We start from the raw sequence: 25,955 nt of genomic DNA, 5'->3' as shown, positions 1-25,955 counted from the left end.
CGCGGCGCGACGCCGCGCCGGCCGGCCAGACGATGAGCATCGGCGAGGTGCTCGCCCAGCTGCGGCCCGACTTCGCCGACGTCAGCATCTCCAAGATCCGATTCCTCGAGACCGAAGGCCTGGTCGAGCCGCAGCGCTCGCCGTCGGGCTACCGCCGGTTCACCCACGACGACGTCGCCCGGCTGCGCTACATCCTCACGGTGCAGCGTGACCACTACCTGCCGCTGCGGGTGATCAAGGAGCAGCTCGAGCAGCTCGACCGCGGCATGGAGCTGGTCACCGAGGGCGGCAGCACCGTCACGCCGTACACCGCGGCGGCGGGGTCCACCGACGAGGTGCTGCTGCCGCGGGCGTCGCTGCTGGAGGCCGCGGCCATCTCCGACGACCTGCTGACCGAGCTGGAGTCCTACGGGCTGGTGACGGCGCGCCGCGGGGGCGCGTACGACGCCGACGCCCTGCTGGTCGCCCGCACGGCCGGCGAACTGGCCCAGTACGGGCTGCAGCCGCGGCACCTGCGCGCCGTCCGGACCGCCGCCGAACGGCAGGTCGGGCTGGTCGAACAGGTCGTGGCGCCGATGTTCCGGCAGCGTGGCGCCGACTCCCGCGGCCGGGCCGAGGAGGCCGCCGCCGACGTCGCGCGGCTCACCGTCCGGCTGCACGCGGCGCTGGTCGACGCCGGGACGCGCCGCCTGTCACGCTGAGCGCCGCGCGCCGTGTCGCGCGGGCGCCGGGCCGTTCGCCGTCCCGCGGGCTGGTTCTCCCGCTGAGCCCGGCCCGATGCGGGGGTAGTGTTGAAGGCGTGCGCGAGCTAGACGTCGTGGGCGTCCGAGTGGAGATGCCCTCCAACCAGCCCATCGTCCTTCTGCGTGAGGTGGGCGGTGACCGCTTCCTGCCCATCTGGATCGGTGCCGTGGAGGCCACCGCCATCGCCTTCGCCCAGCAGGGCGTCGTGCCGCCGCGGCCCATGACCCACGATCTGTTCAAAGACGTGCTCGACGCCGTCGGCGTCACGCTCGAGCAGGTCCGCATCACCGAGGTGCGCGACAACACCTACTACGCCGAGCTGGTGCTGTCCGGCGGGCTCGAGGTCAGCTCGCGGCCGTCCGACTCCATCGCGCTGGCGCTGCGCACCGGGTCACCCATCTACGCCTCTGAGCCGCTGCTCGACGAGGCCGGCGTGCTCATGGCCGACCCCGACTCCGAGGAGCAGGAGGACGAGGTCGCCCGGTTCCGTCAGTTCCTCGACGAGGTCACGCCGGAAGACTTCAGCGGCTGAGACGGCTGTTACTGGTGTGACTCATGTGATTTCTGTCTAGAGCTGAAGTCGAGCTTGAGACTTGCCGCGTGTTGCATTGACCGCCGTGGGGCCCGGGCCTAACGTCACTCGTGTAACACGACGTCGCAATCGGCACGGACCATGAAGGGGTCGGCGTGAGCGCAGACAGCACATCCGGTACCGGCGCGGCAGGTGACGCCGGGCGTACCGCCGCGGCCGGTCGCGCCGCCACCCGCCAGGGCCTGTTGTTCGAGGGCATGGTCGGCCCGGTCCCCGAGGACGTCGGCTACCGCGGCCCCACCGCCTGCAGCGCCGCCGGCATCACGTACCGCCAGCTCGACTACTGGGCCCGCACCGGCCTGGTCGAGCCGAGCATCCGCAGCGCCGCCGGGTCCGGCAGCCAGCGGCTCTACTCCTTCCGCGACATCCTGGTGCTCAAGATCGTCAAGCGGCTGCTCGACACCGGGGTCTCGCTGCAGCAGATCCGCCAGGCCGTGCAGCACCTGCGCGACCGCGGGGTCGAGGACCTCGCCGGCATCACGCTGATGAGCGACGGCGCCAGCGTCTACGAGTGCACCTCCGCCGACGAGGTCGTCGACCTCGTCCAGGGCGGCCAGGGTGTCTTCGGCATCGCCGTCGGCCGGGTGTGGCGCGAGATCGAGGCCACGCTCGTCGAGCTGCCGGCCGAGCGGCCCGGCGAGCCGCCGGCCGAGCACCCCGGCGACCAGCTCGCCGCCCGCCGCCGCGCCCGTGCCGCGGGGGAGTAGCGGCACCCAGTTCACGACGGGCGCTCGTGGGTAGCTTCGTGGCATGACGAAGCTGACCACCAACGACTCCGGCGAGTTCGTCCGCGCCGGCAACCGCTTCGACGACCGCATCACCGCCGACGGATCGTCCGGCTGGCTGGTCGAGCCCGGCCGCTACCGCCTCGTCGTCAGCCTGGCCTGCCCGTGGGCCAGCCGGGCCGTCCTCGTGCGGCGGCTGCTCGGTCTGCAGGACGTCATCTCGCTGGCCATCGCCGATCCGATCCAGGACGAGCGCAGCTGGCGGTTCACGCTCGATCCGGACGGCCGCGACCCCGTCCTGGGCATCCGCTATCTCGCCGAGGCCTACGCCGCGGCCGACCCGTCGTACGACGGCGGGGTCTCGGTGCCGGCGATCGTCGACGTGCCGTCCGGCCGGCTGGTCACGAACGACTACCCGCAGATCACGCTGGACCTCAGCACCGAGTGGCGGGAGTACCACCGGCCCGGCGCGCCCGACCTGTACCCGCAGGAGTGGCGCGACGAGATCGACGAGATCAACGAGCTGGTCTTCACCGACGTCAACAACGGCGTCTACCGGGCCGGGTTCGCCGCGTCGCAGGAGGCCTACGAGCAGGCCTACGACGCGCTGTTCGCCCGGCTGGACTGGCTGTCCGAGCGGCTGGCGACGCGGCGCTACCTCGTCGGCGACCACCTCACCGAGGCCGACGTCCGGCTGTTCACCACGCTGGTCCGGTTCGACGCCGTCTACCACGGACACTTCAAGTGCAACCGGCACAAGCTGACCGAGCTGCCGGTGCTGTGGGCGTACGCGCGCGACCTCTACCAGACGCCCGGCTTCGCCGGCACGGTGAACTTCGACCACATCAAGCGGCACTACTACCAGGTGCTGGACCAGCTGAACCCGTCGCGGATCGTCCCCGCCGGCCCCGACCTGTCCGGCTGGCAGGACCCGCACCACCGCGAGGAACTCGGCGGGACCCCGTTCGGCCCCGACGGCACCCCGCCGCCCGACGTCTCGGAGCTCGGCGTGCGCTGACAGGTCAGGTGAGCTCGGCGAACCGTTCGGTGTCGGCGATCTTGCCGCTGACGATGAGGGTGTCGCCGTCGTGGACGACGGTGTCGGCGGTGGCGTAGGTGAACCCCTCGCCGGGCCGCTTGACCGCGACGACGGTGACCCCGTACGTCTGCCGGATGCCGGAGTCGCCCAGCCGGCGCCCGACGGTGTCGCGCGGCGGCGCCGTCTTGACCATGGCGAAGCCGTCGTCGAACTCGATGTAGTCCAGCATGCGGCCGCGGACCAGGTGGGCGACCCGCAGCCCCATGTCGTGCTCGGGCCGGACCACGTGGTGCACGCCCAGCTGGGTGAGGATGCGGGCGTGGGCGTGGCTGATGGCCTTGGCCCAGATGTTGGGGAGGCCGAGGTCGAGCAGGACCGACGCGGTGAGGATGCTGGCCTCGATGTCGCTGCCGATGCCGACCACGGCGCGATCGGCCTCGTGCACCGACACCTGGCGCATCGCGTCCTCGTCGGTGGAATCGGCGACGACCGCGTGCGTGAGCCGGCCGGCCAGCTTCTGGACCCGCTCGGCGTCGTGGTCGATGCCGAGGACCTCGATGCGCGGGTCCTCCATCAGCTCCAGGGCCAGTGACGTGCCGAACCGGCCGAGACCGACGACCACGACGACGAGATCCCGCGAGCGGCCGGTGCGGGCGGGCTGTCTAGCCAATGATCGGCCTCGCTTCCGGGAGCTCGTAGCGGCGCCCCCGCTGCCGCAGCGCGAGCGCGCTGGCGAACGTGATGGGCCCCAGGCGTCCGATGAACATCAGCACCATGATGGCAGCCTGTGCCCCGGACGGCAGGTCGGCGGTGATGCCGGTGGACAGCCCGACGGTCGCGAACGCGGACACGACCTCGAACAGCACCTTGTCCAGCGCGATGTCCGTCGCCTCGAGGATGAACAGCGTCGGGATCACGACGGCGGCCACCGCGAGCAGCGCGACGCTCAAAGCCTGGCGCTGGACGCGCGGCCCGACCCTGCGGTCGAAGACGTGCACGGACTCCTCGCCGCGCACCTCCGCCAGGATGACGAAGAGCAGCAGCGCGAACGTCGTCACCTTGATCCCGCCGGCTGTGCCCGCGCTGCCGCCGCCGATGAACATCAGCACGTCGCTGCCCAGCCAGGTGCCCTCGGTCATCGCGGCGACGTCGAGGCTGTTGAAGCCCGCCGTGCGGGTGTTGACGGAGTGGAAGAACGCGGCGAGCAGCCGCCCGGGTCCGTCCAGGGGTCCGAGCGTGCCGGGGTTCCGCCACTCGCTGATGGCGACGAACGCCGTCCCGCCCGCCAGCAGGACGCCGGTCGCCCAGACGGTGATCTTGGTGTGGAGGCTCCACCGCCAGGGCCGGCGCAGGTGGCGGCGCAGCTCCATCAGCACGGGGAACCCGAGGCCGCCGACGATGATCGCCAGGCAGATCGGCAGGCTCACCCAGGGGTCGGCGACGAACCGCATGAGATTGTCGCTGTAGAGCGAGAACCCGGCGTTGTTGAACGCCGACACCGCATGGAAGACGCCGAGGTAGACGGCCCGGCCCAGCGGCTCGTCGTACGCGATGGCCAGCCGGATCGTCAGGATCGCGGCGACCGCCAGCTCGACGGCGATGCTCACCTTCGCCACGCCGAGCAGCACGCTGCGCACGTCGCCGAGGCCGAGCGTCTTCGTCTCCGCCGCGGCGGTCAGCCGGGAGCGCAGGCCCATCCGGTGCGACACCAGCACGACCAGCAGCGACGCCAGCGTCATGATCCCGAAGCCGCCCACCTGGATGAGCCCGACGATCACCACCTCGCCGAATGTGCTCCAGTACGTCGGCGTGTCGACGACGACCAACCCGGTCACGCACACCGCCGACGTCGCCGTGAACGCGGCGTCGAGCAGCGAGGCGGAACCGGGACCCTCGCGCGCCACGGGGAGCATCAGCAGCACCGTGCCGATCGCGACCGCCGTCGCGAACGCCGCCACGACGACCTGCGCCGGATGCCGCAGGAACGGCGCTCGCCGGCCGGGAACGCCACGGTCACCACGCCGGCGCAGCCCACCCACGAGACGCCACGCTACACGCCAACCCGGCTGGCGAGGCGGTCATCAGCCGCTCCGCCGGTGCGTCGCCNGCGAGGCGGTCATCAGCCGCTCCGCCGGTGCGTCGCCGCCTGGCCGCGGCCCCCTCGTGGTGCCTTCCGGCGTGCTGGAGCTCTGCGGTCTGAATGGACAGCAGACCTCCAGCGCCACGACAGGTCGTCGGGCGGCCCGGCCATCGGCCGGCCGGGCCCGTCGTCCATGGGCGGGGCGGATCGGCGCCGTCGTCCACGTCTGCCGGTATGTCGCCGCTCGGCAGCGGCCCCCTCGTGGTGCCTTCCGGCGTGCTGGAGCTCTGCGGTCTGAATGGACAGCAGACCTCCAGCGCCACGAGAGGTAGTCGGGCGGCCCGGCCATCGGCCGGCCGGGCCCGTCGTCCATGGGCGGGGCAGATCGGCGCCGTCGTGCGCGTCTGCCGGTATGTCGCCGCTCGGCAGCGGCTCCGCATGATGCCCTTCCGGCGTGCTGGAGCTCTGCGGTCTGAAAGGACAGCAGACCTCCAGCGGCACGACAGGTAGTCGGGCGGCCCGGCCATCGGCCGGCCGCGTCCGTCGCGGCGGGTCGTCGGCGGCCGAACCCTCGGCCGACCGGCGCCCTGTCGTCCACAGGAGGGGCGGGTTGGCGCCGTCGTCCACAGATGGCGGTCGCGGCTCGGCGCGAGGTCGGTGCCGCGTGGTCGGATGGTTTCATGATCGATGACCCAGACGCCTCGATGCCGCGGCCGACGCCGCCGACGCCGGCCGAGGTTCCCGAGTGGGGGCACCAGGGCGCGGACCCGTTGTTCCGCGTCGCCCTCTCCACGGCGGGGTCGGTGCTGCGGACAGCGAGGGCGTACGCCGGGCTCAGTCAGCGGGAGCTGGCGGAGCGGGCCGGCGTCGCGTTGTCGGCGATCGTCCGGGCGGAGGCCGGCCGCACCGCACCTCGATGGCACCTGATGATGACGTGCCTGGAGACGTGCGGCCTCAGGCTGGCCGTCGTCACGCGCGAGGGCGAGCTGGTGATCCACGCTCCGCTGGTCCTGGTGCGCGACGCCGCGGACCGGCACTACCCGTCGCACCTGCCCGTGTGGAAGGTCAAGCGGGACGTGGACTGGTGGGACAGCCATCCGCTTCGGCGGGTGCCGGTCCCGCGCGAGCAGATGCCGCGATACAGCTTCCGCCGCCGATACTGCGACGAAGAGGGCAAACTCCGCTGGGAGCGTGACTGACCGACGCGATGCCCGGACCGCCCACCTCGCGCGTCCGCGTCGCCGGGCGGGGCGGGGCGAGCTATGCTGACGGCGAGCTGTGGACTCTGACCGGGAGAGTTCTCGCACCACCCGGGGTGCGAGGCGCCGAAGGGGCAACATCCCCGTCAACCTCTCAGGCAGCAAGGACCGGTCAGGCGAGGCCACTCTGAAGCCGTCGTGACGAGCGACGACGACAGAGGGGGAGCTGACTCGCCATATCCGTCCGAGGAGCTCCGTCGATGTCCCAGCAATTCCAGCCACTGTCCTCCGTGGCCAGCGAGGCACCCTTCGTCGCCCGGCACGTCGGGCCGCGCGACGAGGAGATCGCGAAGATGCTCGACGCCGTCGGGTACGAGACGCTCGACGCGCTCGTCGAGGCGGCCGTGCCCGATGCCATCCGCAACCTCGGCGCGCTCGACCTGCCGCCGGCCAGCACCGAGACCGAGGCGCTGGACGAGCTGCGGGCGCTGTCGCGGCGCAACCAGCGGCACACGCAGATGATCGGCCTCGGCTACTACGACACCGTCACACCGCCGGTCGTCGTGCGCCGCGTGCTGGAGAGCCCGGCCTGGTACACCGCCTACACGCCGTACCAGCCGGAGATCTCGCAGGGCCGGCTCGAGGCGCTGCTGAACTTCCAGACCATGGTGTCCGACCTCGCCGGCCTGCCGACGGCCAACGCCAGCCTGCTCGACGAGGCCACCGCGGCGGCCGAGGCGATGACGCTCATGCGCCGCTCCATCCGCGGCACCACCGGCAACACCGTCGTCGTCGACGCCGACTGCCTGCCGCAGACCATCGCCGTCATCCAGACGCGCGCCGAGCCGCTGGGCATCGACGTCGTCGTCGCCGACCTCGACGAGGGACTGCCCGACGGGGAGATCTTCGGCGTCGTGGCCCAGTATCCGGGCGCGTCCGGGCGCATCCGCGACCTCGCGCCCGTCGTCGAGGCCGCCCACGAGCGGGGCGCGCTGGTCACCGTCGCCGCCGACCTGCTCGCGCTGACGCTGCTCACGCCGCCCGGCGAGTTCGGCGCCGACGTCGTCGTCGGGTCGTCGCAGCGGTTCGGGGTGCCGCTCGGGTACGGCGGGCCGCACGCCGGCTACATGGCCGTCCGGGCGGGGCTGGAGCGCGGCCTGCCCGGCCGGCTGGTCGGCGTCTCGAAGGACGCGGCCGGCGCGCAGGCGTACCGGCTGGCGCTGCAGACCCGCGAGCAGCACATCCGCCGCGAGAAGGCGACGTCGAACATCTGCACCGCGCAGGTGCTGCTGGCTGTCGTCGCGTCGATGTACGCCGTCTACCACGGGCCCGAGGGGCTGCGCGAGATGGCCTCGCGGGTGCACGGCCACGCGACGACGCTCGCGGCGGCGCTGCGGGCCGGCGGCGTCGAGGTCGTCCACGACGCGTTCTTCGACACCGTCCTGGCCCGGGTGCCGGGCCGCGCGTCCGCCGTCGTCGCCGACGCCGCCGAACTGGGGGTCAACCTCGGCCGGGCCGGCAGCGACGACGTACGCATCGCGTGCGACGAGGTCACCACCGACGCCGACATCGCCAAGGTGCTGCGGGCGTTCGGCCTGACGGCCCAGGCGGCCGGCGCCGACACCGGCGCCGTCGCGATCCCCGAGGCCCTCCGCCGGCACAGCCCCTACCTCACCCACCCGGTCTTCAACACCCACCGCTCCGAGACGTCGATGCTGCGCTACCTGCGCAAGCTCGCCGACAAGGACTACGCGCTCGACCGCGGCATGATCCCGCTCGGCTCCTGCACCATGAAGCTCAACGCCGCCACCGAGATGGAGCCGATCACCTGGCCCGGGTTCGCCGGCATCCACCCGTTCGCGCCGGTCGAGCAGGCCGACGGCTACCTCGCGCTGATCCGCCAGCTCGAGGGCTGGCTGGCGACGGTGACGGGCTACGACGCGGTGTCGATCCAGCCGAACGCCGGGTCGCAGGGCGAGCTGGCCGGGCTGCTGGCGATCCGGGCGTTCCACCGGTCCAACGGCGACGAGCAGCGCGACGTCTGCCTCATCCCGTCCAGCGCGCACGGCACCAACGCGGCGTCGGCGGTCATGGCCGGCATGCGGGTCGTGGTGGTCGCGGCGGCCGACGACGGCACCGTCGACCTCGACGACCTGCGGGCGAAGATCGACGAGCACGCGGGCCGTCTCGCCGCGATCATGGTCACCTACCCGTCGACGCATGGGGTGTACGAGGAGGGCATCACCGAGATCGCCCGCTTGGTGCACGCCGCCGGCGGCCAGGTGTACGTCGACGGCGCCAACCTCAACGCGCTGGTGGGCCTGGCCAAGCCGGGCGAGTTCGGCGCCGACGTGAGCCACCTCAACCTGCACAAGACGTTCTGCATCCCGCACGGCGGCGGCGGACCCGGCGTCGGCCCCATCGGCGTGCGGGCGCACCTGACGCCGTTCCTGCCGAACCACCCGCTGCTGCCCGAGGCCGGCCCGGCCACCGGTGTGGGGCCCATCGCGGCGGCGCCGTTCGGGTCCGCGTCGATCCTGCCCATCCCGTGGGCGTACATCCGGATGATGGGCCCGGCCGGGCTGAAGCTGGCCACGCAGACCGCCGTGCTCAACGCCAACTACGTCGCCGTACGGCTGCGCGACCACTTCCCGGTGCTCTACACCGGCCGTGGCGGGCTGGTGGCGCACGAGTGCATCGTCGACCTGCGCCCGCTCACCAAGGCGACCGGCATCACGGTCGACGACGTCGCCAAGCGGCTGATCGACTACGGCTTCCACGCGCCGACCATGTCGTTCCCCGTCGCCGGCACGCTGATGATCGAGCCGACGGAGTCCGAGGACAAGACCGAGCTCGACCGGTTCTGCGACGCGATGATCGCCATCCGCGCCGAGGCCGACCGCGTCGCCGCCGGCGAGTGGCCGGCCGAGGACAACCCGCTGGTCAACGCGCCGCACACCGCGATGTCCGTCGTCGCCGAGTGGTCGCACCCGTACGACCGCGAGACCGCGGTGTACCCGTCGCCGGCCAGCCGCGAGGACAAGTACTGGCCGCCGGTGGGCCGCATCGACGGCGCGTACGGCGACCGCCACCTCGTCTGCTCGTGCCCGTCGCCGGAGGCGTTCCAGGACTGATCTCCTGGGGGCACCCCCGACGAAAGTCGGGGGTGCGGCTCCGCCTGAGGTCGCATGTGCGCGGCGCGTCCGCCACGTAGGGTCGGAGGTGACCACTCGGCGAACGGAGAACACGGGGGACCATGAACGACGCGATCATCGAGGCCGCACGCGACGTCATGGGGTCGCCCTGGGTCTACGTGGTGCTGTTCGCCATCTCCGCCATCGACGGCTTCTTCCCGGCCGTGCCCAGCGAGTCGCTGGTCATCACGGCCGGCGTGTTCGCCGCGGCCGACGGCGTGCCGAACCTGCTGTTCGTCATCCTCGCCGCGGCTGCCGGCGCGTTCGTCGGCGACCACATCTCGTACTTCATCGGCCGCACCGCGGGCACCAGGGTGAGGCACCGCATCGAGGGCGGCAAGAAGTCCGGCGCGATGTTCGCCTGGGCCGGACGCATGCTCGACCAACGCGGCGGCGTCATCATCGTCGTCGCGCGGTACATCCCGGGCGGCCGGACCGCGGTCACGCTCACCGCGGGGACCGTCGAGTACCCGCTGCGGAAGTTCTCCTTCTTCGACGCCATCGCGGCGCTGTCGTGGGGCGCCTACTCCGGCATGATCGGCTACGTCGGCGGGCACGCGTTCGAGGACAACCCGCTGCTCGGCCTCGGCGTCGGGCTCGGCATCGCGCTGAGCATCACCGGCCTGGTCGAGCTGATCCGCCACCGCATCGGCGTCCGCAACCGCCGGCGCGCCGAGCAGGCCGGGACCACCGAGTCCACGCCCGGCGCGGAGGGCTCACCGGACGAGAAGCCGCAGGAGCTGGTCTGACCCCGACGGCCGCCTCGCCCGACGTCTCCGCGCCGGACGAGGCACCCGCCCGGCTGACGGCGCCCTGGGTCCGCCTGGTCGCCGGCGTGGCCTGGCGGCGCACCGCCGGGCTCTGCCTCGGCGCGGTGACGGCGATCGTGTCGGCGGGCTTTCTGCTGCTCATCGGACTGGCGCTGCTGCCCGTCGCCGTGCTGCCCGGCGCGCGCGACCGGGTGCTGACGGCGGCCTCGCGGCCCGCCAACGTGCTGGTGACGTGGGAGCGGAAGCGGCTACGCGACTGGCTCGCGACGCCTGTGCCGCACGCCCCGGGGCGGCCGCTCGCATACCTCGCCGCCCGCACCGTCGTCGGGCTGCTCGGCGCTTCGATCCTGCTGCTGGTCGTCTGGGGCCTGGTGACCGTCGCCGTGACGGTGAGGATGTGGCTGCTCGGCTGGCCGCTGGACGCCGAGCAGGAGCCGGTGACCGGCCTGACCATCCTCACGCTGATCGTCCCCGGCGCCGTCCTGCTGTACCTGGCGGTCCAGGGGCTGGCCGGCGTCGTCGGGCTGGAGCGGCGGACGGCGCGGACGTTCCTCGGGCCGACGGAGAACCAGGTGCTGCGCCGCCGCATCGACGAGCTGGCCGAGTCGCGGGCCGGTGTCGTGGCCGCCGTCGACGCCGAGCGTCGTCGCATCGAGCGCGACCTGCACGACGGCGTCCAGCAGCGACTGGTCGCGCTGGGCCTGCTGCTGGGGCGGGCGCGGCGGGCGGCCGACCGCGACCGCGCGGCCGCCGACGACCTGCTGCGCGCGGCGCACGAGGAGTCGCAGCGCGTGCTGGCCGACCTGCGGGCCGTCGCATGGCGCGTCTACCCGGCGGCGCTGGACACCCTCGGGCTGGAGGAGGCGCTGACGGCGGTCGCGGAGGGCGCCGGCGCGAAGCTGTCCTACGCGGCCGGTGAGCCGCCGGAGCCGGTCGCGACGGCCGTCTACTTCGTCGTCGCCGAGGCCGTCACGAACGCCGTCAAGCACGCGTCGCCGACCGCGAGGTCCCAGGCGGCGGGTGAGTCCCGCAACGGAAAAGGGGAACAGCACGCCGGAGCCTCGTCGGTGCACATCGACGTGTGGCGGGCGGGCGCGGCGGTGCGGGTCCGGGTGACCGACGACGGCGCGGGCGGCGCCGACCCGGCCGGCGGCGGGCTGGCCGGGCTCCGTCGCCGGGTCGCCGCACTGGACGGCCGGTTCGCGGTCGAGTCGCCGCCGGGCCGCGGGACCGTCGTCGAGGCGGAGCTGCCGTGCGACTGATCCTGGCCGAGGACTCCGTGCTGCTGCGCGAGGGCCTGGCGAAGCTGCTGCGCGACGAGGGCCACGACGTCGTCGCGTCGGTGGGAGACGCCGAGGCGCTGCTGGCCGCCGTCGCCGCCGACCCGCCGGACGTCGTGGTCGCGGACGTGCGGATGCCGCCGTCGCACACCGACGAGGGCCTGCGGGCGGCCCTGCGGATCAAGACCGAATGGCCGGGGGTCGGGATCCTGGTGCTGTCGCAGTACGTCGAGAAGCGGTACGCCGCCGAGCTGTTCGAGTCGCACACTGTCGGCGTCGGCTACCTGCTCAAGGACCGGGTGGCGCACGTCGGCGACTTCCTCGACGCGCTGGACCGGGTGGCCGCCGGGGGAGCGGCGTTCGACGCCGAGGTGGTCCGGCAGCTGATCGCCCGGACCACGCACGGCGACCCGCTCCAGCGACTCACCCCGCGTGAGCGGGACGTGCTGGAGCTGATGGCGCAGGGCCACACGAACGCCGCCATCGGCGGCCGGCTGCACGTGTCGCAGAGCGCGGTCGAGAAGCACGCCAACGCGATCTTCGACAAGCTGGAGCTGACCGCCGAGGGCGGCTACAGCCGCCGGGTGCTGGCGGTGCTGCGCTACCTCGGTTCCTGACGGCGCACCCGGTGCCGGGCGCGCTCGCGATCGCGCTTGTTCGACCGAACGCGCAGGACGACGAACGCCACCACCGCGACGACCACCGCCGCGATGACCGCGTACTGCAGCAGGCCGACGTACTGCTCGACGGCGTCCCAGTTCTGCCCCAGCTGGTAGCCGAGGAGGATGAACACGGTGTTCCAGATGGCGCTGCCGAGCGCCGTGAAGAGCAGGAAGACCGGCAGCGACATCCGCTCGACGCCGGCCGGGATGGAGATGAAGCTGCGGAAGATCGGGATCATCCGGCCGAAGAAGATCGTCTTCACGCCGTGCTTGCCGAACCACGCCTCCGCCTTGTCGACGTCGGCCATCTTGACCAGCGGCAGGCGCGCCAGGATGCCCCGCGTGCGATCGCGTCCCACCGCCGCGCCCACGGCGTACCAGATGAGCGCGCCGACCACCGATCCGACCGTCGTCCAGATGATCGCCGCCGCCAGGTTCATGTCGCCGCGGCTGGCGGTGAACCCCGCCAGCGGCAGGATCACCTCGCTGGGCAGTGGCGGGAACAGGTTCTCGGCGGCGATGGCGATGCCGGCGCCGACGGCGCCCATGGTGTCCATGAGGTCGACGGCCAAACCGGCCAGGCCGGTCAGCTCGGTTTCCGGGGAGAGGCGGATGTTCACGCCTCTGACCGTACGGGATTCCGGCGGGCCGGCGCGATGAAGGTCACCGCCGAGATCACCCTGTGGTTCTCCGCAGGATGGGCGGTCTGAGGTGGAAAGCGTGGTCGGCGCGCCTCACCGGGTCTGAGGTGCTGCGCCGGTACCGTCGCACCTGCCGGGTTCTGACGGATTCGTCCTGAGTGGAGCGGGGTGGTGCCGGTGTCCAGAGAGCTCCGTGCTGCCCTGATCCTGTGCCTGATCGTCGGGGTCATCGTCGGCGCCGCCCGCAGCGAGCCGCCCGGCAGCACGTCGGCCGCCGCCGAGACCACCCAGCAGGCGCCGCCCAAGACGCGCGACCGGCTGCTCTCCCTGGTGCCGGCGGCCGAGAACGGGTCGGCGCCGGTCGCGGAGGTCGACGACGCCGGCACCCGCCGCCTCAACGGCCGCGACGGCCGCACCGTGGCGCTCACCTTCGACGACGGCCCGCACCCGGAGCAGACCCCGCAGGTGCTGCGGATCCTCCGCGAGTACGACATCACCGCCACGTTCTGCGTGGTCGGCGAGATGGCGCGGCTGTACCCGAAGCTGGTGCGCGACATCGCCGACGAGGGCCACCGGCTCTGCGACCACACCATCAGCCACGACACCTCGCTGCCCGACCGCGACCCCGAGGTGATCGAGGACGAGATCGGCGGCACGCTGGCCGCCATCGAGGACGCCGCCCCCGGCGTCGACGTGCCGTTCTACCGGGCGCCCGGCGGCAACTTCGCCGCCAACGTGAACGAGGTCGCCGCCGGCTTCGACCAGGTGCCGCTCGGCTGGAGCGTCGACCCCGGCGACTGGCGCAAACCGGGGGCTCGCGCCATCCACGACTACGTCGCCGAGCACGTCCACCCGGGCGCGATCGTCCTCCTCCACGACGGCGGCGGCGACCGCGCGGGGACGATCGAGGCGCTGCCGGCCATCATCGAGACCCTGCTCGACGCCGGCTACGAGTTCGTCGTCCCGCGCGCCTGACCGGTTGTGGCAGGCTTGCCGGCATGACGATGGGGGACCCTGTGCAGAAGCAGTCAGCCGGCCGGGCGGTCGCCCGGGTGATCGGCCACGGTCTCTGGATCCTCATCCCGATCCTCAGCCTGAGCATCCTCTCCTGGTTGCCGGCCACCCAGGCCTGGTGGCGGTCGCGGTCCGCCGGCTGGGCCATCACGGCGGTCGTGCTGGCCCTGGCCTGCGCCGGCATCGTCGTCGGCATGGTGGGCGATGCGGACGGTGCCGGCTGGGGCCTGCTGCTGATCGGCACGATGGTGGGCGGCGTGGTCGCCGCGGCGCTGGGACGCTCGGTCGTCTTCGGGAGCCGCCCGGCCGTCCAGCCCCGACCCGCCGCCGCACCAGCTCCGCCCACGTCAGCGCACCGCATCGCGGCCGACCCTGCCGTCCAGGCCGTCCTCGAGCGCCGCGAGCGGCGCACCCGGGCCCGCGAGATCGCGACCCACGACCTGCCCATGGCGTACGAGCTGGCCATCGGCCGGCCGGACCTGCCGAGAACCTTCGACGACGGCGGGCTCGTCGACCTCAACAACACCAGCGCCGACGGCCTGGCCACAGCGCTGGGCTGGCCGCGCGAGACGGCCGAGGCGTTCGTCGTCGCCCGCGACCTGCGCGGCGGCTACGCCTCGTGGGACGAGCTGGGCGCGCTGTCCGGGCTCGAGACCCCGCTGGTCGAGCGCGACGCCGAGCGGCTCATCCTCCTCCCGCACCGGCCGGCATGACGACGCCGGAGGAGAGCCGGTTCGAGCGGTGGCGCCGCACGGCCGAGGCGGCGGCAGCGTCGGCGGGTGAGACGCGGGCGCGGGTGATCCGAGACCTGGCTGCCGCGCTCGCCGTCCTGGTCCGGCGCGTGAAGGTGCCACTGCTCGCCGTTGGCCTGTTGCCGCTGCCGCCGGCGTTGGTGCTGCTGGTCGAGGGGTTCGCCGAGGACATCGGCCGCCGGTACTTCATCGGCGCCGCGGCGATCGTCGCGGCGCCGGGCCTCTGGGTGCTGTGGCGCCGTCGCCGGCTGGTGCGCGCCGTCGACCCGGTCGACGAGCTGGCGGCCGAGCTGGCGCAGGCCTACGACGTCGCCGGTGCGTGGGCGCGCGCCGGTGACGCGTTGCACCAGGTCAGGGCGGCCGGCCCCGGGCTGCGGGGCGCCGGCCGGGCGGCGCGCGGCGTCTGGGCCGGCATGCAGCTGACCAAAGACCTGTTCGACAGGTTCTCCGACCTGCCGCGCGTCGCGCCGTTCCTGCCGGTGTCGCTGCAGTTCACCGGCTACCTGTGCCTGGCGTCGGTGGTCGCCGCGGCGGTGGGCGTCGTCCTCGCCGTGGCGGGGTTCGGCGTCGTGCTGCTGGCGTAACTCTTCCGCTGTTGTGCGTGGGTTCGTCACCTCGTGTTGGGGTGGCGCCGACAGGGTGAGGTCTCGCAACTCCGTGCCCCCGAAGACCGGAGGAATCATGGCGAGACGCACCTGGCTCATGGGTGCCGGCATCACGGCGACGGTCACCGGACTCGGCGCGGCGGGCCTCGGCCTGGCCGGCGCCGAGACCGCACCAGAGACCGAGACCGCCACCGGCGTCGTCTACGACGACGCCAACCGCAACGGACAGCGCGACGACGGCGAGGCCGGCGTGCCGGACGTGTCGGTGTCGAACGGCCGCGACGTCGTGCGCACCGACGCGCAGGGCCGCTACAGCCTGCAGGTGGACGACCAGACCGTCGTCTTCATCAGCAAGCCGGCCGGCTGGATGGTGCCGGTGAACGACGTCCAGCTGCCGCAGTTCTACTACAAGCACTACCCGGAGGGCAGCCCGTACGACCTGCGCTACGGCGGCGTCGAGCCGACCGGCCCGCTGCCGGCGTCGGTCGACTTCCCGATGTACCGCGACGACTCCGTCGACGAGACGTTCTCGGCGCTCGCCTTCGCCGACCCGCAGACGTCGAACGTCGGGCAGATCGACACCATGGCGATCGACGTCATCGCCGGGATCATCGGGAACACCGACGCGCGCTTCGGGCTCACCGTGGGCGACATCGTCAACGACCCGCTGGACCTGTTCGCGCCGCACAACTCCGCCGTCGCGCGGATCGGCATCCCCTGGTGGAACACCCCGGGCAACCACGACCAGGACTACGACGCGCCGACCGACGCGAACGCCACCGACACCTACAAGGAGACGTTCGGGCCGACGGACTACTCGTTCGACTACGGCCAGGTGCACTTCGTGCTGATGGACAACGTCAAGCACGAGGGCCCCGACCACGGCTACATCGGCTACCTGAACGACGAGCAGCTGCAGTGGCTGGAGAACGACCTGCGCCACGTGCCGGACGACAAGCTGATCGTCATCGGGACGCACATCCCGCTGGCCACCGACGCCACCACGTCCGACGGAGTGAACACGACGAACCTGACCGAGTTGTTCGCGATCCTCGAGGACCGCGAGCACGTCTACACGATCTCCGGCCACGACACCAGCAACAGCTGGCAGATGTACATGGGCGAGGAGCACGGCTGGTTCGGCCCGAAGGACTTCCACCACCAGGTGCTCGCCGAGGTCCGCGGCAGCGGCTGGAACACCGGCCCGCGCGACTCGCGCGGCATCCAGGCGGCGGACATGTCCGACGGCAACCCGAACGGCCACTACGAGCTGTTCTTCGACGGCAACGAGTACTCGGCCCGGTTCAAGCCGGCCAGCCTGCCGGAGGACTACCAGATCCGGCTCACCTTCGACGGCGGCTGGGGCGACGAGGTGCGCATCCCGGGCGGCGTCAGCGGCGTCGACGGCTTCGCGCCCGGTGCGGTCACGTTCCACACCCGGGACTGGACCGGCGACGGCGTCCCGGCGCCGGCCGTGACGGCCAACGTCTTCGACGGCGGCGAGCGGCACACCGTCGAGATCAGCATCGACGGCGGCCCGTTCCGCCCGATGACCCACCTCGCGCCGCAGAACGACCCGTACATCTCGGTGCTGCGCTCGACGCTGACCGGCAGCCTGCGGCCGGCCGCGCCCGAGCCGTCGTCGCACCTGTGGTCCTACGAGCTGCCCCGCGGTCTGCGGCACGGCGAGCACACCGTCGTCGTCCGCAGCACCGACCCGTACGGCCGGGTCTCCACCACCGACGAGACCATCACGGTGGTCGGCGGGCGCCCGTAAGGGTCCGATGGCGGGTGGTTCGGTGGTGCTCTGGCGCCACCGAACCACCCGCCATCATGCGCGCGTCGGCCGGCCGCGCCGTCCGGCCCGCGCCGCGAAGTCGTCGAGTGCGGTCAGGATCTCCGTGGCCTGCCAGTAGCGGCCGCGGCGCTTGCCGGAGAACTCGGTGATCACGCCGGCCTCCTCGAGCTGGCGGATGGCCGCGTGCGTGTTCGCCGAGGTGGTGCCGAGCTCGGACTGGGCGACGGCTGCGTCGATGACCGGTTGTCGCACCAGCAGGTCGGCCAGCCGCCAGACGGCGGAGTCGCGGCGGGCCTTGATCCGCTCGGCCCAGCGGTCCCGGGTGGCCTGGAGGTCCGCGACCAGGTGACGTCCGGTGGCGACAGCGATGAGCGCCGCCTGAGCCATCGCGGTGACGATCGGGGCCGGGTCACCTGCCCGGAACGCCGTCAACGCGGCGAAGTAGCCGTCGGTGTCGGTGAGCAGCCCCGCCGACACGGGTACCGTCACGTTCCTGGTGAGGTCCTTGGCCCGGAGCATGGCGTGGATCAGCGCCCGTCCCGTGCGGCCGTTGCCGTCAGTGAACGGGTGGATGGTCTCGAACTGCGCATGCGCGAGCGCGGCGTGGACCAGGATCGGGATGTCGTCGCGGTGGACGAACGCCATGAGGTCGTCGATGGCCGATCGGACCCAGGCGTGATGCGGCGGTACGAAGGCCGCCTCGTGCGGCCCGACGTTCGTTCCTCCGATCCACACCTGTTGTTCACGCCAGCGGCCGGGGGTGTGGTCCGGCTCGTGCGCCATGAGCGCCGCGTGCATCGCCAGGACGGCGTCGGCGCTCAGCCGGTCGGCCAGGTCGATCGCCGCCTCCATGGCCCGGACGTTCGCCACGATCCGCGCCGCGTTGGACCGGTTGCCCTCGTCGATCTCGGCCAGTGCGATGGCCCGCGCGCCCGAGGTGAGGTTCTCGATCTGCGAGGACGAGGCCGACTCCGAGCGCAGCAAGAGTGCGCCGAACGGTGCCACGCTGGCCCCGACCTCGGCGTCGTACCTCGCGATCTCGACGGAGGCCTCGTCCGCGAGCGCCAGCACGGCCGACGGCAGGTCGACGCGGGCGGCCGCGATCGGCGGGACGACGGCGGCGCTGTACAGGCCGCTGTGGCGCTCGCGGAGCCGCCGGGACACGAGCTCAGGCGGCAGCGAGGAGCGCCAGGGGTGCTTCTCCCAGCCGATCGCCGGCCACGCGGTATCCGATGCCATTGACACAGCGTAGCATCGGATGTCTGAGTATCCGATGCTACGGCAACGGCCTCAGGAGGCCTGCGACACCGAGGACATGTTGAAGTCGGGCACCCGCAGCGCCGGCATGGCCGTGCGCGGGAAGTAGTCGCCCCACTCGCGGCTGAACGTCGGCACTGTCGCGCCCGCCGCCGTGAACCGGTCGAGCAGCGCCACCGGGCTCTCGTTGAACCGGTAGTTGTTCACCGCACCGGTGACCTCGCCGTTCTCCACCAGGTAGACGCCGTCGCGGGTCAGGCCGGTGAGCAGCAGCGTCTGAGGGTCGACGGCGCGGATGTACCAGAGGCAGGTGAGCAGCAGCCCGCGTTCGACGCCGGCCGCGAGGTCCTCGACGCCGCCGGAGCCGCCGTCGACGGTGAGGCCGAGGTTGTCGACGGCCGGGGTGACGGGCAGGCCGGTCAGCCCGGCGGAGTGGCGGGTCTGCAGCAGCGCCCGCAGCGTGCCGTCCGCGATCCACTCCGTGCGCCCGACCGGCAGGCCGTTGTCGAACACGCTGGACTCCGCCGACGACGCATGCGCGAACACCGCCGGCGCGCACTCCAGCCCCGGCGCGGCGGGGTCGGACCACAGCGAGACCGGGTGCTTGGACAGCCGCTCGCCGACACGGGTCGCGCCGCCCGGCGCGGAGTACACCGACCGGCCGTCGGCGGCGTCGCGGGCGCTCATCGTCCAGTAGGCGTAGATCATCAGGTCGGCGACGGCGGTGGGCGGCAGCACGGTGTCGTAGCGGCCGGCCGGCAGCTCGACCGTGCGCTGCGCCCAGCCCAGCCGCTTCGTCAGCTCCGCGTCCAGCGCGGTGACGTCGACGTCGGTGAGGTCGCGCGAGGACTGCCCGACCCAGGCCGAGCGGGTCTTGTCGGCGGACTTGCCGGTGATGCCGATGTGACCGGTCGGCTGCTCGTGCCGGGCCCGCAGCCCCGTCGACGACCCGAGGTACGTGGTGCGCACGCCGTGCTCGAGGTAGCCGTACAGCAGCCGCCGCTCGTCGTCGGCGCGGCTGAACGCGTCGCCGAGCGCCGGCGCGATGTGCGCGAACACGTCCGGCGACGTCTCGCCCGGCGGGTCGGCCCAGCCGGCCGCCGCGTCGCCGTCGACCAGCGGCTGGGCGTCCTCGGCCGGGCCGTTGTCGCGGGCGGCCTGCTCGGCGGCGCGGACCAGCGGCTCCAGGCCCTCGGCCGTGACGGCGCTGCGGGCGACCACGCCGGACGCGGTGCCGCCGGCGCCGTCGACCGTCGCGATGACCGTCACCGACCGGTCGCGGGTGACGCCGTTCGTCGTCAGCGCGTTGGTGGCCCAGCGCAGGTTCGCGGTGGACGTCTCGTCGACCAGCACGATCGTGCCGCTCGCCTTGGACAGTTCGAGGCAGCGCTCGACGATCTCCTGCGGCGTCATGGTGCCACTCACTGGCCACCCTCCTCGGCGGTGTTGAGGACGCGGATGTCGCGGAACAGCGCCGACGGGCAGCCGTGCGACACCGGCGCGATCTGCCCCGGCTGGGCCTTGCCGCAGTTGAACGCGCCGCCCAGCACGTAGGTCTGCGGGCCGCCGACCGCGGCCATCGAGCCCCAGAAGTCGGTGGTGGTGGCCTGGTACGCGACGTCGCGCAGCTGGCCGTCCAGCTCGCCGCCGCGGATGCGGTAGAACCGCTGGCCGGTGAACTGGAAGTTGTAGCGCTGCATGTCGATGGACCAGGACTTGTCGCCGACGACGTAGATGCCGTCGTCGACCTGCGCGATCAGCTCGTCGGTGGACGGGCCGCCGTCGGCCGGTTGCAGCGAGACGTTGGCCATGCGCTGCACCGGCACGTGGCCGGGGGAGTCGGCGAACGCGCAGCCGTTGGAGCGGCTGGTGCCCAGCGCACTGGCGTTGGCCGCGGCCATGGCGCGGTCGAGCTGGTAGCCGACCAGCGTGCCGCCGCTGACGATGTCCCAGCGCTGGGCAGCCACGCCTTCGTCGTCGTAGCCGACGGTCGACAGGCCGTGCGGCGTAATGCGGTCGCCGGTGACGTGCATGACGGGGGAGCCGTAGCGCAGCGTCCACAGCTGGTCGAGGGTGGCGAACGAGGTGCCGGCGTAGTTGGCCTCGTAGCCGAGCGCGCGGTCGAGCTCGGTGGCGTGGCCGATGGACTCGTGGATGGTCAGCCACAGGTTCGTCGGGTCGATGACGAGGTCGTAGCGGCCGGCCTGGACGCTCGGGGCGGCGAACTTCTCCGCCAGCAGCGGTCCCAGCTCGTCCAGCGCCGCGCCCCAGTCGACGACGCCGTCGGCGCCCGTCGCGTACTCCCAGCCGCGCCCGGCCGGGGCGGCGAGCGTGCGCATGGTCTCGAACCGGCCGGTCTGCGGGTCGACCTTCACCGCCTCGAAGACCGGGTGCAGGCGGACCCGCTGCTGGGTGGTGATGGTGCCGCGGGTGTCGGCGTAGAACTTGTTCTCCTGCACCTGCTGCAGCTGCGCGGTGACGTGGTCGACGTCGGGCTGGGCGAGCACCCGGACGGAGTGGCCGACCATGCGGTCGATCTTCTCGGTGTCGGGGACGTCGAACGGGTTGACGTCGTAGGCCGACACCCAGGTGACGTCGGGATACACCGGCTCGTCGGCCAGCTCTGTGCGGGCCGGGCTGAGCCGGCGCGAGACCTTCGCCAGCTCGACCGCTCGTTCGGCCGTCTTCGCGGCGTCGTCGCTGGTGAGGTCGACGGTGGCGGCGAACCCCCAGGTGCCCTCGTGCAGGACGCGGACGGCGAACCCGACGTCCTCGCCGTCGCGGCTGCCCTCGAGCTTGCCGTCGCGGAAGGAGAGGTCCTGGGAGCGGATGCGCTCGAACCGGAAGTCGGCGTGCTCGACGCCGAGGTCGCGGGCGCGCTGCAACGCGGCGTCGGCCAGCGAACGCATCGGCAGGGCGATGAAGGTCGGATCGATCTCGTGCGGCACCCTGCCGAGCCTAGACCAGCGCCCCAGCGGCCAGCACGGGCATTACCGCCGTAGCGCGCTCTCGTTGCTGAGGATGGGGTCGGGCCGCCCGGCTTTCGACACGTCAACCTGGCAGGAGGCCGTCCATCAGGTCGCGCATCGCGGCGTTGTCATCCAGGGAGACGGCGGGCCGTTCGCTGTCTCCGTCGTCGACGAGAGCGAGCCGTCCGGCACCGCGCGGAAGATCGATGACGCGCTCTGCCACGATCTCCTCGAGGACGTCGCGAATGCGTCGTCCTTCGGCCCTTCGGCGGCCAGAGCGGACTTCAGCTTGCCGCCTAGCTCGTCGGGATCGGGTCCTGTGGTCTCCCGCCGGTCGGGGCGGCCGCCAGAGCGTGGGAGAATTCGAGCATGCTCAGATGGCTGACAGCGGGGGAGTCGCACGGGCCGGCCCTGGTCGCGATCCTCGAGGGACTTCCGGCCGGGGTCGAGGTCACGACGGCCGACATCGACGCGGCGCTCGCGCGGCGCCGGCTCGGCTATGGCCGCGGCGCTCGGATGAAGTTCGAGGCCGACGAGGTGACGATCCTCGGCGGGGTGCGGCACGGCCGCACGCTCGGCAGCCCGGTCGCCGTCCAGGTGGGCAACACCGAGTGGCCCAAGTGGGAGCAGGTGATGTCGGCCGATCCGGTCGACCCCGACGTCCTCGACGGCCTCGCCCGCAACGCGCCGCTGACCCGCCCCCGTCCCGGCCACGCCGACCTCGCGGGCATGCAGAAGTACGCCTTCGACGAGGCCCGCCCGGTGCTCGAGCGGGCCAGCGCCCGCGAGACCGCGGCAAGGGTGGCGCTCGGCGCGGTCGCGTCGGCGTTCCTGCGCCAGGCCTACGGCGTCCGGCTGGTCAGCCACACCGTCGAGCTCGGGACCGTCGCGGTGCCGGCCGGCTCGCCGCTGCCCGGCCCCGACGACGTCGAGTACCTCGACGCCGACCCGCTGCGCTGCTTCGACGCCGACACCAGCAAGCTCATGGTGGCCGAGGTCGACGCCGCGCACGACGAGGGCGACACGCTCGGCGGCGTCGTCGAGGTGGTCGTCACCGGCCTCCCGCCTGGCGTCGGCAGCTACGTGCACGGCGACCGCAAGCTCGACGCCCGCCTGGCCGGCGCGCTCATGGGCATCCAGGCCATCAAGGGCGTCGAGATCGGCGACGGGTTCGAGCTCGCCCGCACCCGCGGCTCCAAGGCCCAGGACGAGATCGTGCCGGTCGACGGCGGCGGCGTGCGGCGGACGTCGGGCCGGTCCGGCGGCATCGAGGGCGGCATGTCCACCGGCGAGACGCTGCGGGTCCGCGCGGCGATGAAGCCCATCTCGACGGTGCCGCGGGCGCTGCGCACCATCGACACCGCCACCGGCGAGGTCGCCAAGGCGCACCACCAGCGCTCCGACGTGTGCGCCGTCCCGGCCGCGGGCGTCGTCGCCGAGGCCATGGTCGCGCTGGTCGTGGCCGAGCTGGCGCTGGAGAAGTTCGGCGGCGACTCCGTCGCCGAGACCGCCCGCAACCTCGCGACCTACCTCGACGCCATACCGGCCCGGCTGGCGGTGCGCTGATGGCCCCGCGCGTCGTCGTCATCGGCCCGCCCGGCGCCGGCAAGACCACCGTCGGCACGCTCGTCGCGCAGCGGCTGGGCACCACGTTCCGCGACACCGACGCCGACATCGAGCGCATCGCGGGCAAGCCGATCACCGACATCTTCGTCGAGGACGGCGAGCCCGCGTTCCGAGCGCTGGAGCGCGCCGCCGTCGCGGCCGCCCTCGACGAGCACGACGGCGTCCTCGCGCTCGGCGGCGGGGCCGTCGTCTCGCCGGAGAACCGCGCGCTGCTCGCCGGCCACCTGGTCGTCTTCCTCGATGTCGGCCTGGCCGACGCCGTGTCGCGCGTGGGGCTGAACCGCGACCGGCCGCTGCTGCTCGAGAGCCCGCGGGCGCAGCTCAAGCGGCTGCTCGACGAGCGCCGGCCGGTCTACGTCGAGGCCGCCACGGTCACCGTCGACACCGGCGGCCGCAGCCCCGAGGACATCGCCGACGAGGTCGTCAAGCATGTCGGGTGACGCCTTCGAGCCGACGAGAGTCCACGTCGGCGGCGACCACCCCTACGACGTCGTCATCGGCACCGGGCTGCTGGGCGAGCTGCCCGGCCTGCTCGGCGACGGCGTCCAGCGCGTCGCCGTCATCCATCCCGGCGCGCTGCGCGCGACCGCCGACGCCGTCCGCGACGACCTCCTGGCGCAGGGCTTCGAGGCGCACGCCGTCGAGGTCCCCGATGCCGAGGACGCGAAGACCGCCGAGGTCGCGGCGTACTGCTGGTCGGTGCTCGGCCGCATCGGCATGACCCGCTCCGACGCCGTCGTCGGCATCGGCGGGGGAGCGACCACCGACCTCGCCGGGTTCGTCGCGGCATCCTGGCTGCGCGGCGTGAAGTGGGTGCCGGTCCCGACGACGGTGCTCGGCATGGTCGACGCCGCCGTGGGCGGGAAGACCGGCATCAACACCGCCGAGGGCAAGAACCTGGTCGGCGCGTTCCACCCGCCGGCCGGCGTGCTGTGCGACCTCGCCGCCTTGTCGTCGCTGCCGGTCAACGAGTACGTCGCCGGCCTGGCCGAGGTCGTCAAGGCCGGGTTCATCGCCGACCCCACCATCCTCGACATCGTCGAGGCCGACCCCGCCGGCGCGGCGCGCCCCGACGGCCCCTACGTGCGCGACCTCGTGGTGCGGTCGGTGCGGGTGAAGGCCGACGTCGTGGGTGCCGACCTGCGCGAGTCGGGGCTGCGCGAGATCCTCAACTACGGGCACACGCTCGGCCACGCCATCGAGAAGCTCGAGCGGTACAAGTGGCGGCACGGCGCGGCGGTCTCCGTCGGCATGGTGTTCGCCGCGGAGCTGGGGCGCCTGGCGGGTCGGCTCGACGACGACACCGCCGACCGCCACCGCCGCATCCTCGAGCTGCTCGGCCTGCCGACGTCGTACGACGGGTCCGCCTGGCCGCGGCTGCTCGACACCATGCGCATCGACAAGAAGAGCCGTGGCGACCGCCTGCGGTTCGTCGTGCTCGACGCGCTCGGCAAGCCCGGCATCCTCGAGGCGCCCGACCCACAGCTGCTCACCGCCGCGTTCACCGAGGTGGCCCGCTAGCCGAACCGCCAGCGGGTGGGGTTGTAGTCGCCCTCGCCCGACCCGTAGCCGAACGCCTTCGACGGTGTCAGCGCGTAGACGTCGTACGGGCCCGGACCGGCCGTCGGCGCGCCCTCGGCGTGGAAGGCGCCGTCGCGGATCTCGACCGGCCAGTCGTATTGCTCGAGGTAGCGCTCGGCGGCCGCCTGCAGCACGGGCTCGTCGCGCACGGCGGTGGCCCGGCCCTCGACCGCGAGGTCGATGCCGCCGGCGTTGACGGCGACGACGCAGCGTGGGTCGCTGGCCAGGTTCTGTCCGGCGACGCTGCCCGGCCAGGCGGCGAAGTGGAACACGCCGTCGACCACGACGCCCAGGATCGGGACGACATGCGGCCGGCCGTCGGGTCGCACCGTCGACAACCAGTACGTGTCGGCCGCGGCCAGCGCCGCCACCGCGTCGGCCCACGGCGTCGTGGCGGCGCCGTCGCTCACCATCGACGTGGTCTCCGGTTCATCGCTCATGCCTCCATCGTGGCACCAGCAGCGGCGCGCCGAACATGTCGTGGGCCCGGCGGGACCGCTCGGCCAGTCGCGCCATGACGGCGTCCGGGTCGCGGTGGATCTCGGCTCCCGTCCAGCGGGTGACGACGAAGCCGAGGTTCTCGAGTCGCTCCTGGCGCAGCTTCTCTTTCCACAGCACCGGCTCGCCGGTGGACCACGGGTCGTCGTACTTCACCCGGCCGTCCGCCTCGCCGAGCAGCCGATGCCGTCGCCAGGTGAAGTCCGCCCGAACGCCGCCACGCCGCTCGTCGGTGAGCCAGGCGTTGCACTCGGGCAGCGCGAGCCCGCGCCGGACGAACAACGCGTACGAGGCCGACTCGAGCGGCGACTCGCGCCGGCCGGACGCGTGGGCGGAGACCACCCGCGCATCCGCCACCCCGGGCCAGCCGGCCAGGTCGGCGACGACGGTGGCGAGGTCCGCCGAGGTCGTGAGATTCCGCCGCAGCGCTGCGTCTGCCACGACGAGCCCGGCGGCGGCGCCGTCGGTGCGGGCGATGTCGAGCACAGTGCGGGCCACCGTCAGGACCGGCAACCCGTACAGCGTGGTCCGGTGCGCCGGCGGGACGGCGGCCGTCCGGAACCTGACACCCGGGTACGACATCCGGCCGGCCGTTCTCACCGGGCGGGTCAGCGTGACCACCTCGTCCCAGCCCGACGGCAACGGCAGATGCTGCAGCGCCGCGCCGGAGTAGTGGCTCACCCACGCGCCGCCGAGCGACATCAGCACCGCGCGGATCTGCAGTTCGTGCCGCAGCCGTACGTCGCCGCTCATCCGGTCCCACACCTCGCGCGAGCAGTACACGCCGTGGCGCACCTGGATCAGCCGGCCCTGCCGCACCCGGTGGCGGACGGCGCTCTCGGTGAGCCCGGCGGACAGCGCGCCGGAGTACGTGACCAGCACTGGTAGTTCGCGCACGGCAGAGCCCCTTCGTTCGCCTGCCGGGCGGG

The 25,955-nt window shown here is 72.9% G+C and carries 25 protein-coding genes and 1 riboswitch; of the genes, 16 read left to right on the top strand and 9 right to left on the bottom strand.

The genetic code is table 11. From position 1 onward, the window contains the following. From ftsR to DY240_RS03510, 4 genes are all read left to right on the top strand, one after another. Positions 1-701 (top strand): transcriptional regulator FtsR (gene ftsR / locus DY240_RS03525; protein WP_199700750.1); only part of this gene is annotated, 701 nt, incomplete at its 5' end. 98 nt (positions 702-799) lie between these two features. Further along, positions 800-1,276, top strand: a complete 477-nt coding sequence (locus DY240_RS03520; protein WP_119658575.1) for a bifunctional nuclease family protein — start codon at positions 800-802, stop codon at positions 1,274-1,276. Between the two features lie 155 nt (positions 1,277-1,431). Continuing rightward, the gene (locus tag DY240_RS03515) at positions 1,432-2,043 is read left to right on the top strand and encodes a MerR family transcriptional regulator (RefSeq protein ID WP_407659268.1); all 612 of its coding nucleotides are present in this window, start codon (positions 1,432-1,434) and stop codon (positions 2,041-2,043) included. A gap of 43 nt (positions 2,044-2,086) precedes the next feature. Beyond that, positions 2,087-3,079 carry a glutathione S-transferase family protein gene (locus DY240_RS03510; protein WP_119658573.1) on the top strand — a complete coding sequence of 331 codons (993 nt, stop codon included), beginning with the start codon at positions 2,087-2,089 and terminating at the stop codon, positions 3,077-3,079. 4 nt (positions 3,080-3,083) lie between these two features. Here DY240_RS03510 and DY240_RS03505 read toward each other — a convergent pair whose 3' ends face one another. Together DY240_RS03505 and DY240_RS03500 are read right to left on the bottom strand one after the other, a co-directional pair. Beyond that, on the bottom strand, positions 3,084-3,770 hold the full coding sequence (locus tag DY240_RS03505) for a potassium channel family protein (protein WP_233552589.1): 687 nt from the start codon (positions 3,768-3,770) through the stop codon (positions 3,084-3,086). Next, entirely contained in the window at positions 3,763-5,139 is a 1,377-nt protein-coding gene (locus DY240_RS03500; protein WP_199700748.1) for a TrkH family potassium uptake protein, read from the bottom strand. The genes DY240_RS03505 and DY240_RS03500 overlap by 8 nt, the downstream gene beginning before the upstream one ends. Positions 5,140-5,860: 721 nt before the next feature. Between DY240_RS03500 and DY240_RS03495 the strand changes: the two genes are divergently transcribed. The 5 genes from DY240_RS03495 to DY240_RS03475 all read left to right on the top strand — a co-directional run bounded on the left by DY240_RS03495 (position 5,861) and on the right by DY240_RS03475 (position 12,240). Further along, positions 5,861-6,379, top strand: a complete 519-nt coding sequence (locus DY240_RS03495) for a helix-turn-helix domain-containing protein (protein WP_199700746.1) — start codon at positions 5,861-5,863, stop codon at positions 6,377-6,379. 81 nt (positions 6,380-6,460) lie between these two features. After that, positions 6,461-6,560, top strand: a riboswitch (glycine riboswitch). A gap of 79 nt (positions 6,561-6,639) precedes the next feature. Further along, the gene (gcvP, locus tag DY240_RS03490; protein ID WP_119658571.1) at positions 6,640-9,513 is read left to right on the top strand and encodes an aminomethyl-transferring glycine dehydrogenase; all 2,874 of its coding nucleotides are present in this window, start codon (positions 6,640-6,642) and stop codon (positions 9,511-9,513) included. 122 nt (positions 9,514-9,635) lie between these two features. After that, a complete protein-coding gene (locus DY240_RS03485; protein ID WP_119658570.1) occupies positions 9,636-10,322 on the top strand; it encodes a DedA family protein in 687 nt (228 codons plus the stop codon). Positions 10,323-10,408: 86 nt separating this feature from the next. After that, positions 10,409-11,605: a sensor histidine kinase gene (locus tag DY240_RS03480; protein WP_199700744.1), complete on the top strand. Its 1,197-nt coding sequence runs from the start codon at positions 10,409-10,411 to the stop codon at positions 11,603-11,605. After that, positions 11,596-12,240, top strand: a complete 645-nt coding sequence (locus tag DY240_RS03475) for a response regulator transcription factor (protein ID WP_199700743.1) — start codon at positions 11,596-11,598, stop codon at positions 12,238-12,240. The genes DY240_RS03480 and DY240_RS03475 overlap by 10 nt, the downstream gene beginning before the upstream one ends. Here the strand turns inward: DY240_RS03475 and DY240_RS03470 are convergent. Next, complete coding sequence (locus tag DY240_RS03470) at positions 12,225-12,842, bottom strand: DedA family protein (RefSeq protein WP_119658581.1); 618 nt, start codon at positions 12,840-12,842, stop codon at positions 12,225-12,227. The two genes, DY240_RS03475 and DY240_RS03470, sit on opposite strands and share 16 nt — an antisense overlap. 261 nt (positions 12,843-13,103) lie before the next feature. Between DY240_RS03470 and DY240_RS03465 the strand changes: the two genes are divergently transcribed. The 4 genes from DY240_RS03465 to DY240_RS03450 all read left to right on the top strand — a co-directional run bounded on the left by DY240_RS03465 (position 13,104) and on the right by DY240_RS03450 (position 17,074). Then, positions 13,104-13,901: a polysaccharide deacetylase family protein gene (locus DY240_RS03465; RefSeq protein WP_158602720.1), complete on the top strand. Its 798-nt coding sequence runs from the start codon at positions 13,104-13,106 to the stop codon at positions 13,899-13,901. A 23-nt stretch (positions 13,902-13,924) separates the two neighbouring features. Continuing rightward, positions 13,925-14,653, top strand: a complete 729-nt coding sequence (locus tag DY240_RS03460; RefSeq protein WP_147375184.1) for a hypothetical protein — start codon at positions 13,925-13,927, stop codon at positions 14,651-14,653. Then, positions 14,650-15,276, top strand: a complete 627-nt coding sequence (locus DY240_RS03455; RefSeq protein WP_119658567.1) for a hypothetical protein — start codon at positions 14,650-14,652, stop codon at positions 15,274-15,276. The genes DY240_RS03460 and DY240_RS03455 overlap by 4 nt, the downstream gene beginning before the upstream one ends. Positions 15,277-15,373: 97 nt before the next feature. After that, entirely contained in the window at positions 15,374-17,074 is a 1,701-nt protein-coding gene (locus tag DY240_RS03450; RefSeq protein ID WP_119658566.1) for a calcineurin-like phosphoesterase C-terminal domain-containing protein, read from the top strand. A 54-nt stretch (positions 17,075-17,128) separates the two neighbouring features. On the opposite strand, the gene DY240_RS33160 is transcribed toward DY240_RS03450, so the two are convergent. From DY240_RS33160 to DY240_RS31600, 4 genes are all read right to left on the bottom strand, one after another. Then, positions 17,129-18,334 (bottom strand): Fic family protein, encoded by a 1,206-nt coding sequence (locus DY240_RS33160; protein ID WP_119658565.1) that lies wholly within the window; start codon positions 18,332-18,334, stop codon positions 17,129-17,131. A gap of 51 nt (positions 18,335-18,385) precedes the next feature. Next, complete coding sequence (locus DY240_RS03440; protein WP_119658564.1) at positions 18,386-19,765, bottom strand: TldD/PmbA family protein; 1,380 nt, start codon at positions 19,763-19,765, stop codon at positions 18,386-18,388. An 8-nt stretch (positions 19,766-19,773) separates the two neighbouring features. Further along, the gene (locus tag DY240_RS03435; RefSeq protein WP_233552586.1) at positions 19,774-21,300 is read right to left on the bottom strand and encodes a TldD/PmbA family protein; all 1,527 of its coding nucleotides are present in this window, start codon (positions 21,298-21,300) and stop codon (positions 19,774-19,776) included. A 103-nt stretch (positions 21,301-21,403) separates the two neighbouring features. Next, positions 21,404-21,544: a hypothetical protein gene (locus DY240_RS31600; RefSeq protein WP_158602719.1), complete on the bottom strand. Its 141-nt coding sequence runs from the start codon at positions 21,542-21,544 to the stop codon at positions 21,404-21,406. A 146-nt stretch (positions 21,545-21,690) separates the two neighbouring features. On the opposite strand from DY240_RS31600, the gene aroC reads away from it, so the two are divergent. From aroC to aroB, 3 genes are read left to right on the top strand one after another with little or no spacing between them, the layout of a single operon-like run. Beyond that, the gene (gene aroC, locus DY240_RS03430; protein WP_119658563.1) at positions 21,691-22,887 is read left to right on the top strand and encodes a chorismate synthase; all 1,197 of its coding nucleotides are present in this window, start codon (positions 21,691-21,693) and stop codon (positions 22,885-22,887) included. Then, complete coding sequence (locus tag DY240_RS03425; RefSeq protein ID WP_119658562.1) at positions 22,887-23,387, top strand: shikimate kinase; 501 nt, start codon at positions 22,887-22,889, stop codon at positions 23,385-23,387. Before aroC ends, DY240_RS03425 begins: the two co-directional genes overlap by 1 nt. Next, complete coding sequence (gene aroB / locus DY240_RS03420; protein ID WP_119658561.1) at positions 23,377-24,468, top strand: 3-dehydroquinate synthase; 1,092 nt, start codon at positions 23,377-23,379, stop codon at positions 24,466-24,468. The genes DY240_RS03425 and aroB overlap by 11 nt, the downstream gene beginning before the upstream one ends. Here the strand turns inward: aroB and DY240_RS03415 are convergent. Then, positions 24,465-24,968 (bottom strand): pyridoxamine 5'-phosphate oxidase family protein, encoded by a 504-nt coding sequence (locus DY240_RS03415; protein ID WP_199700742.1) that lies wholly within the window; start codon positions 24,966-24,968, stop codon positions 24,465-24,467. The genes aroB and DY240_RS03415 overlap by 4 nt on opposite strands. Further along, positions 24,958-25,923, bottom strand: coding sequence for a type IV toxin-antitoxin system AbiEi family antitoxin domain-containing protein (locus tag DY240_RS03410; RefSeq protein WP_119658560.1), 966 nt, complete (start codon positions 25,921-25,923; stop codon positions 24,958-24,960). The genes DY240_RS03415 and DY240_RS03410 overlap by 11 nt, the downstream gene beginning before the upstream one ends. Between the last annotated feature and the right edge of the window lie 32 nt (positions 25,924-25,955).

Source organism: Jiangella rhizosphaerae (genome assembly GCF_003579925.1).
Lineage (GTDB): Bacteria > Actinomycetota > Actinomycetes > Jiangellales > Jiangellaceae > Jiangella > Jiangella rhizosphaerae.
Note: the sequence above shows the minus strand (reverse complement) of the source record. Positions and strands in the feature narration are given on the sequence as shown.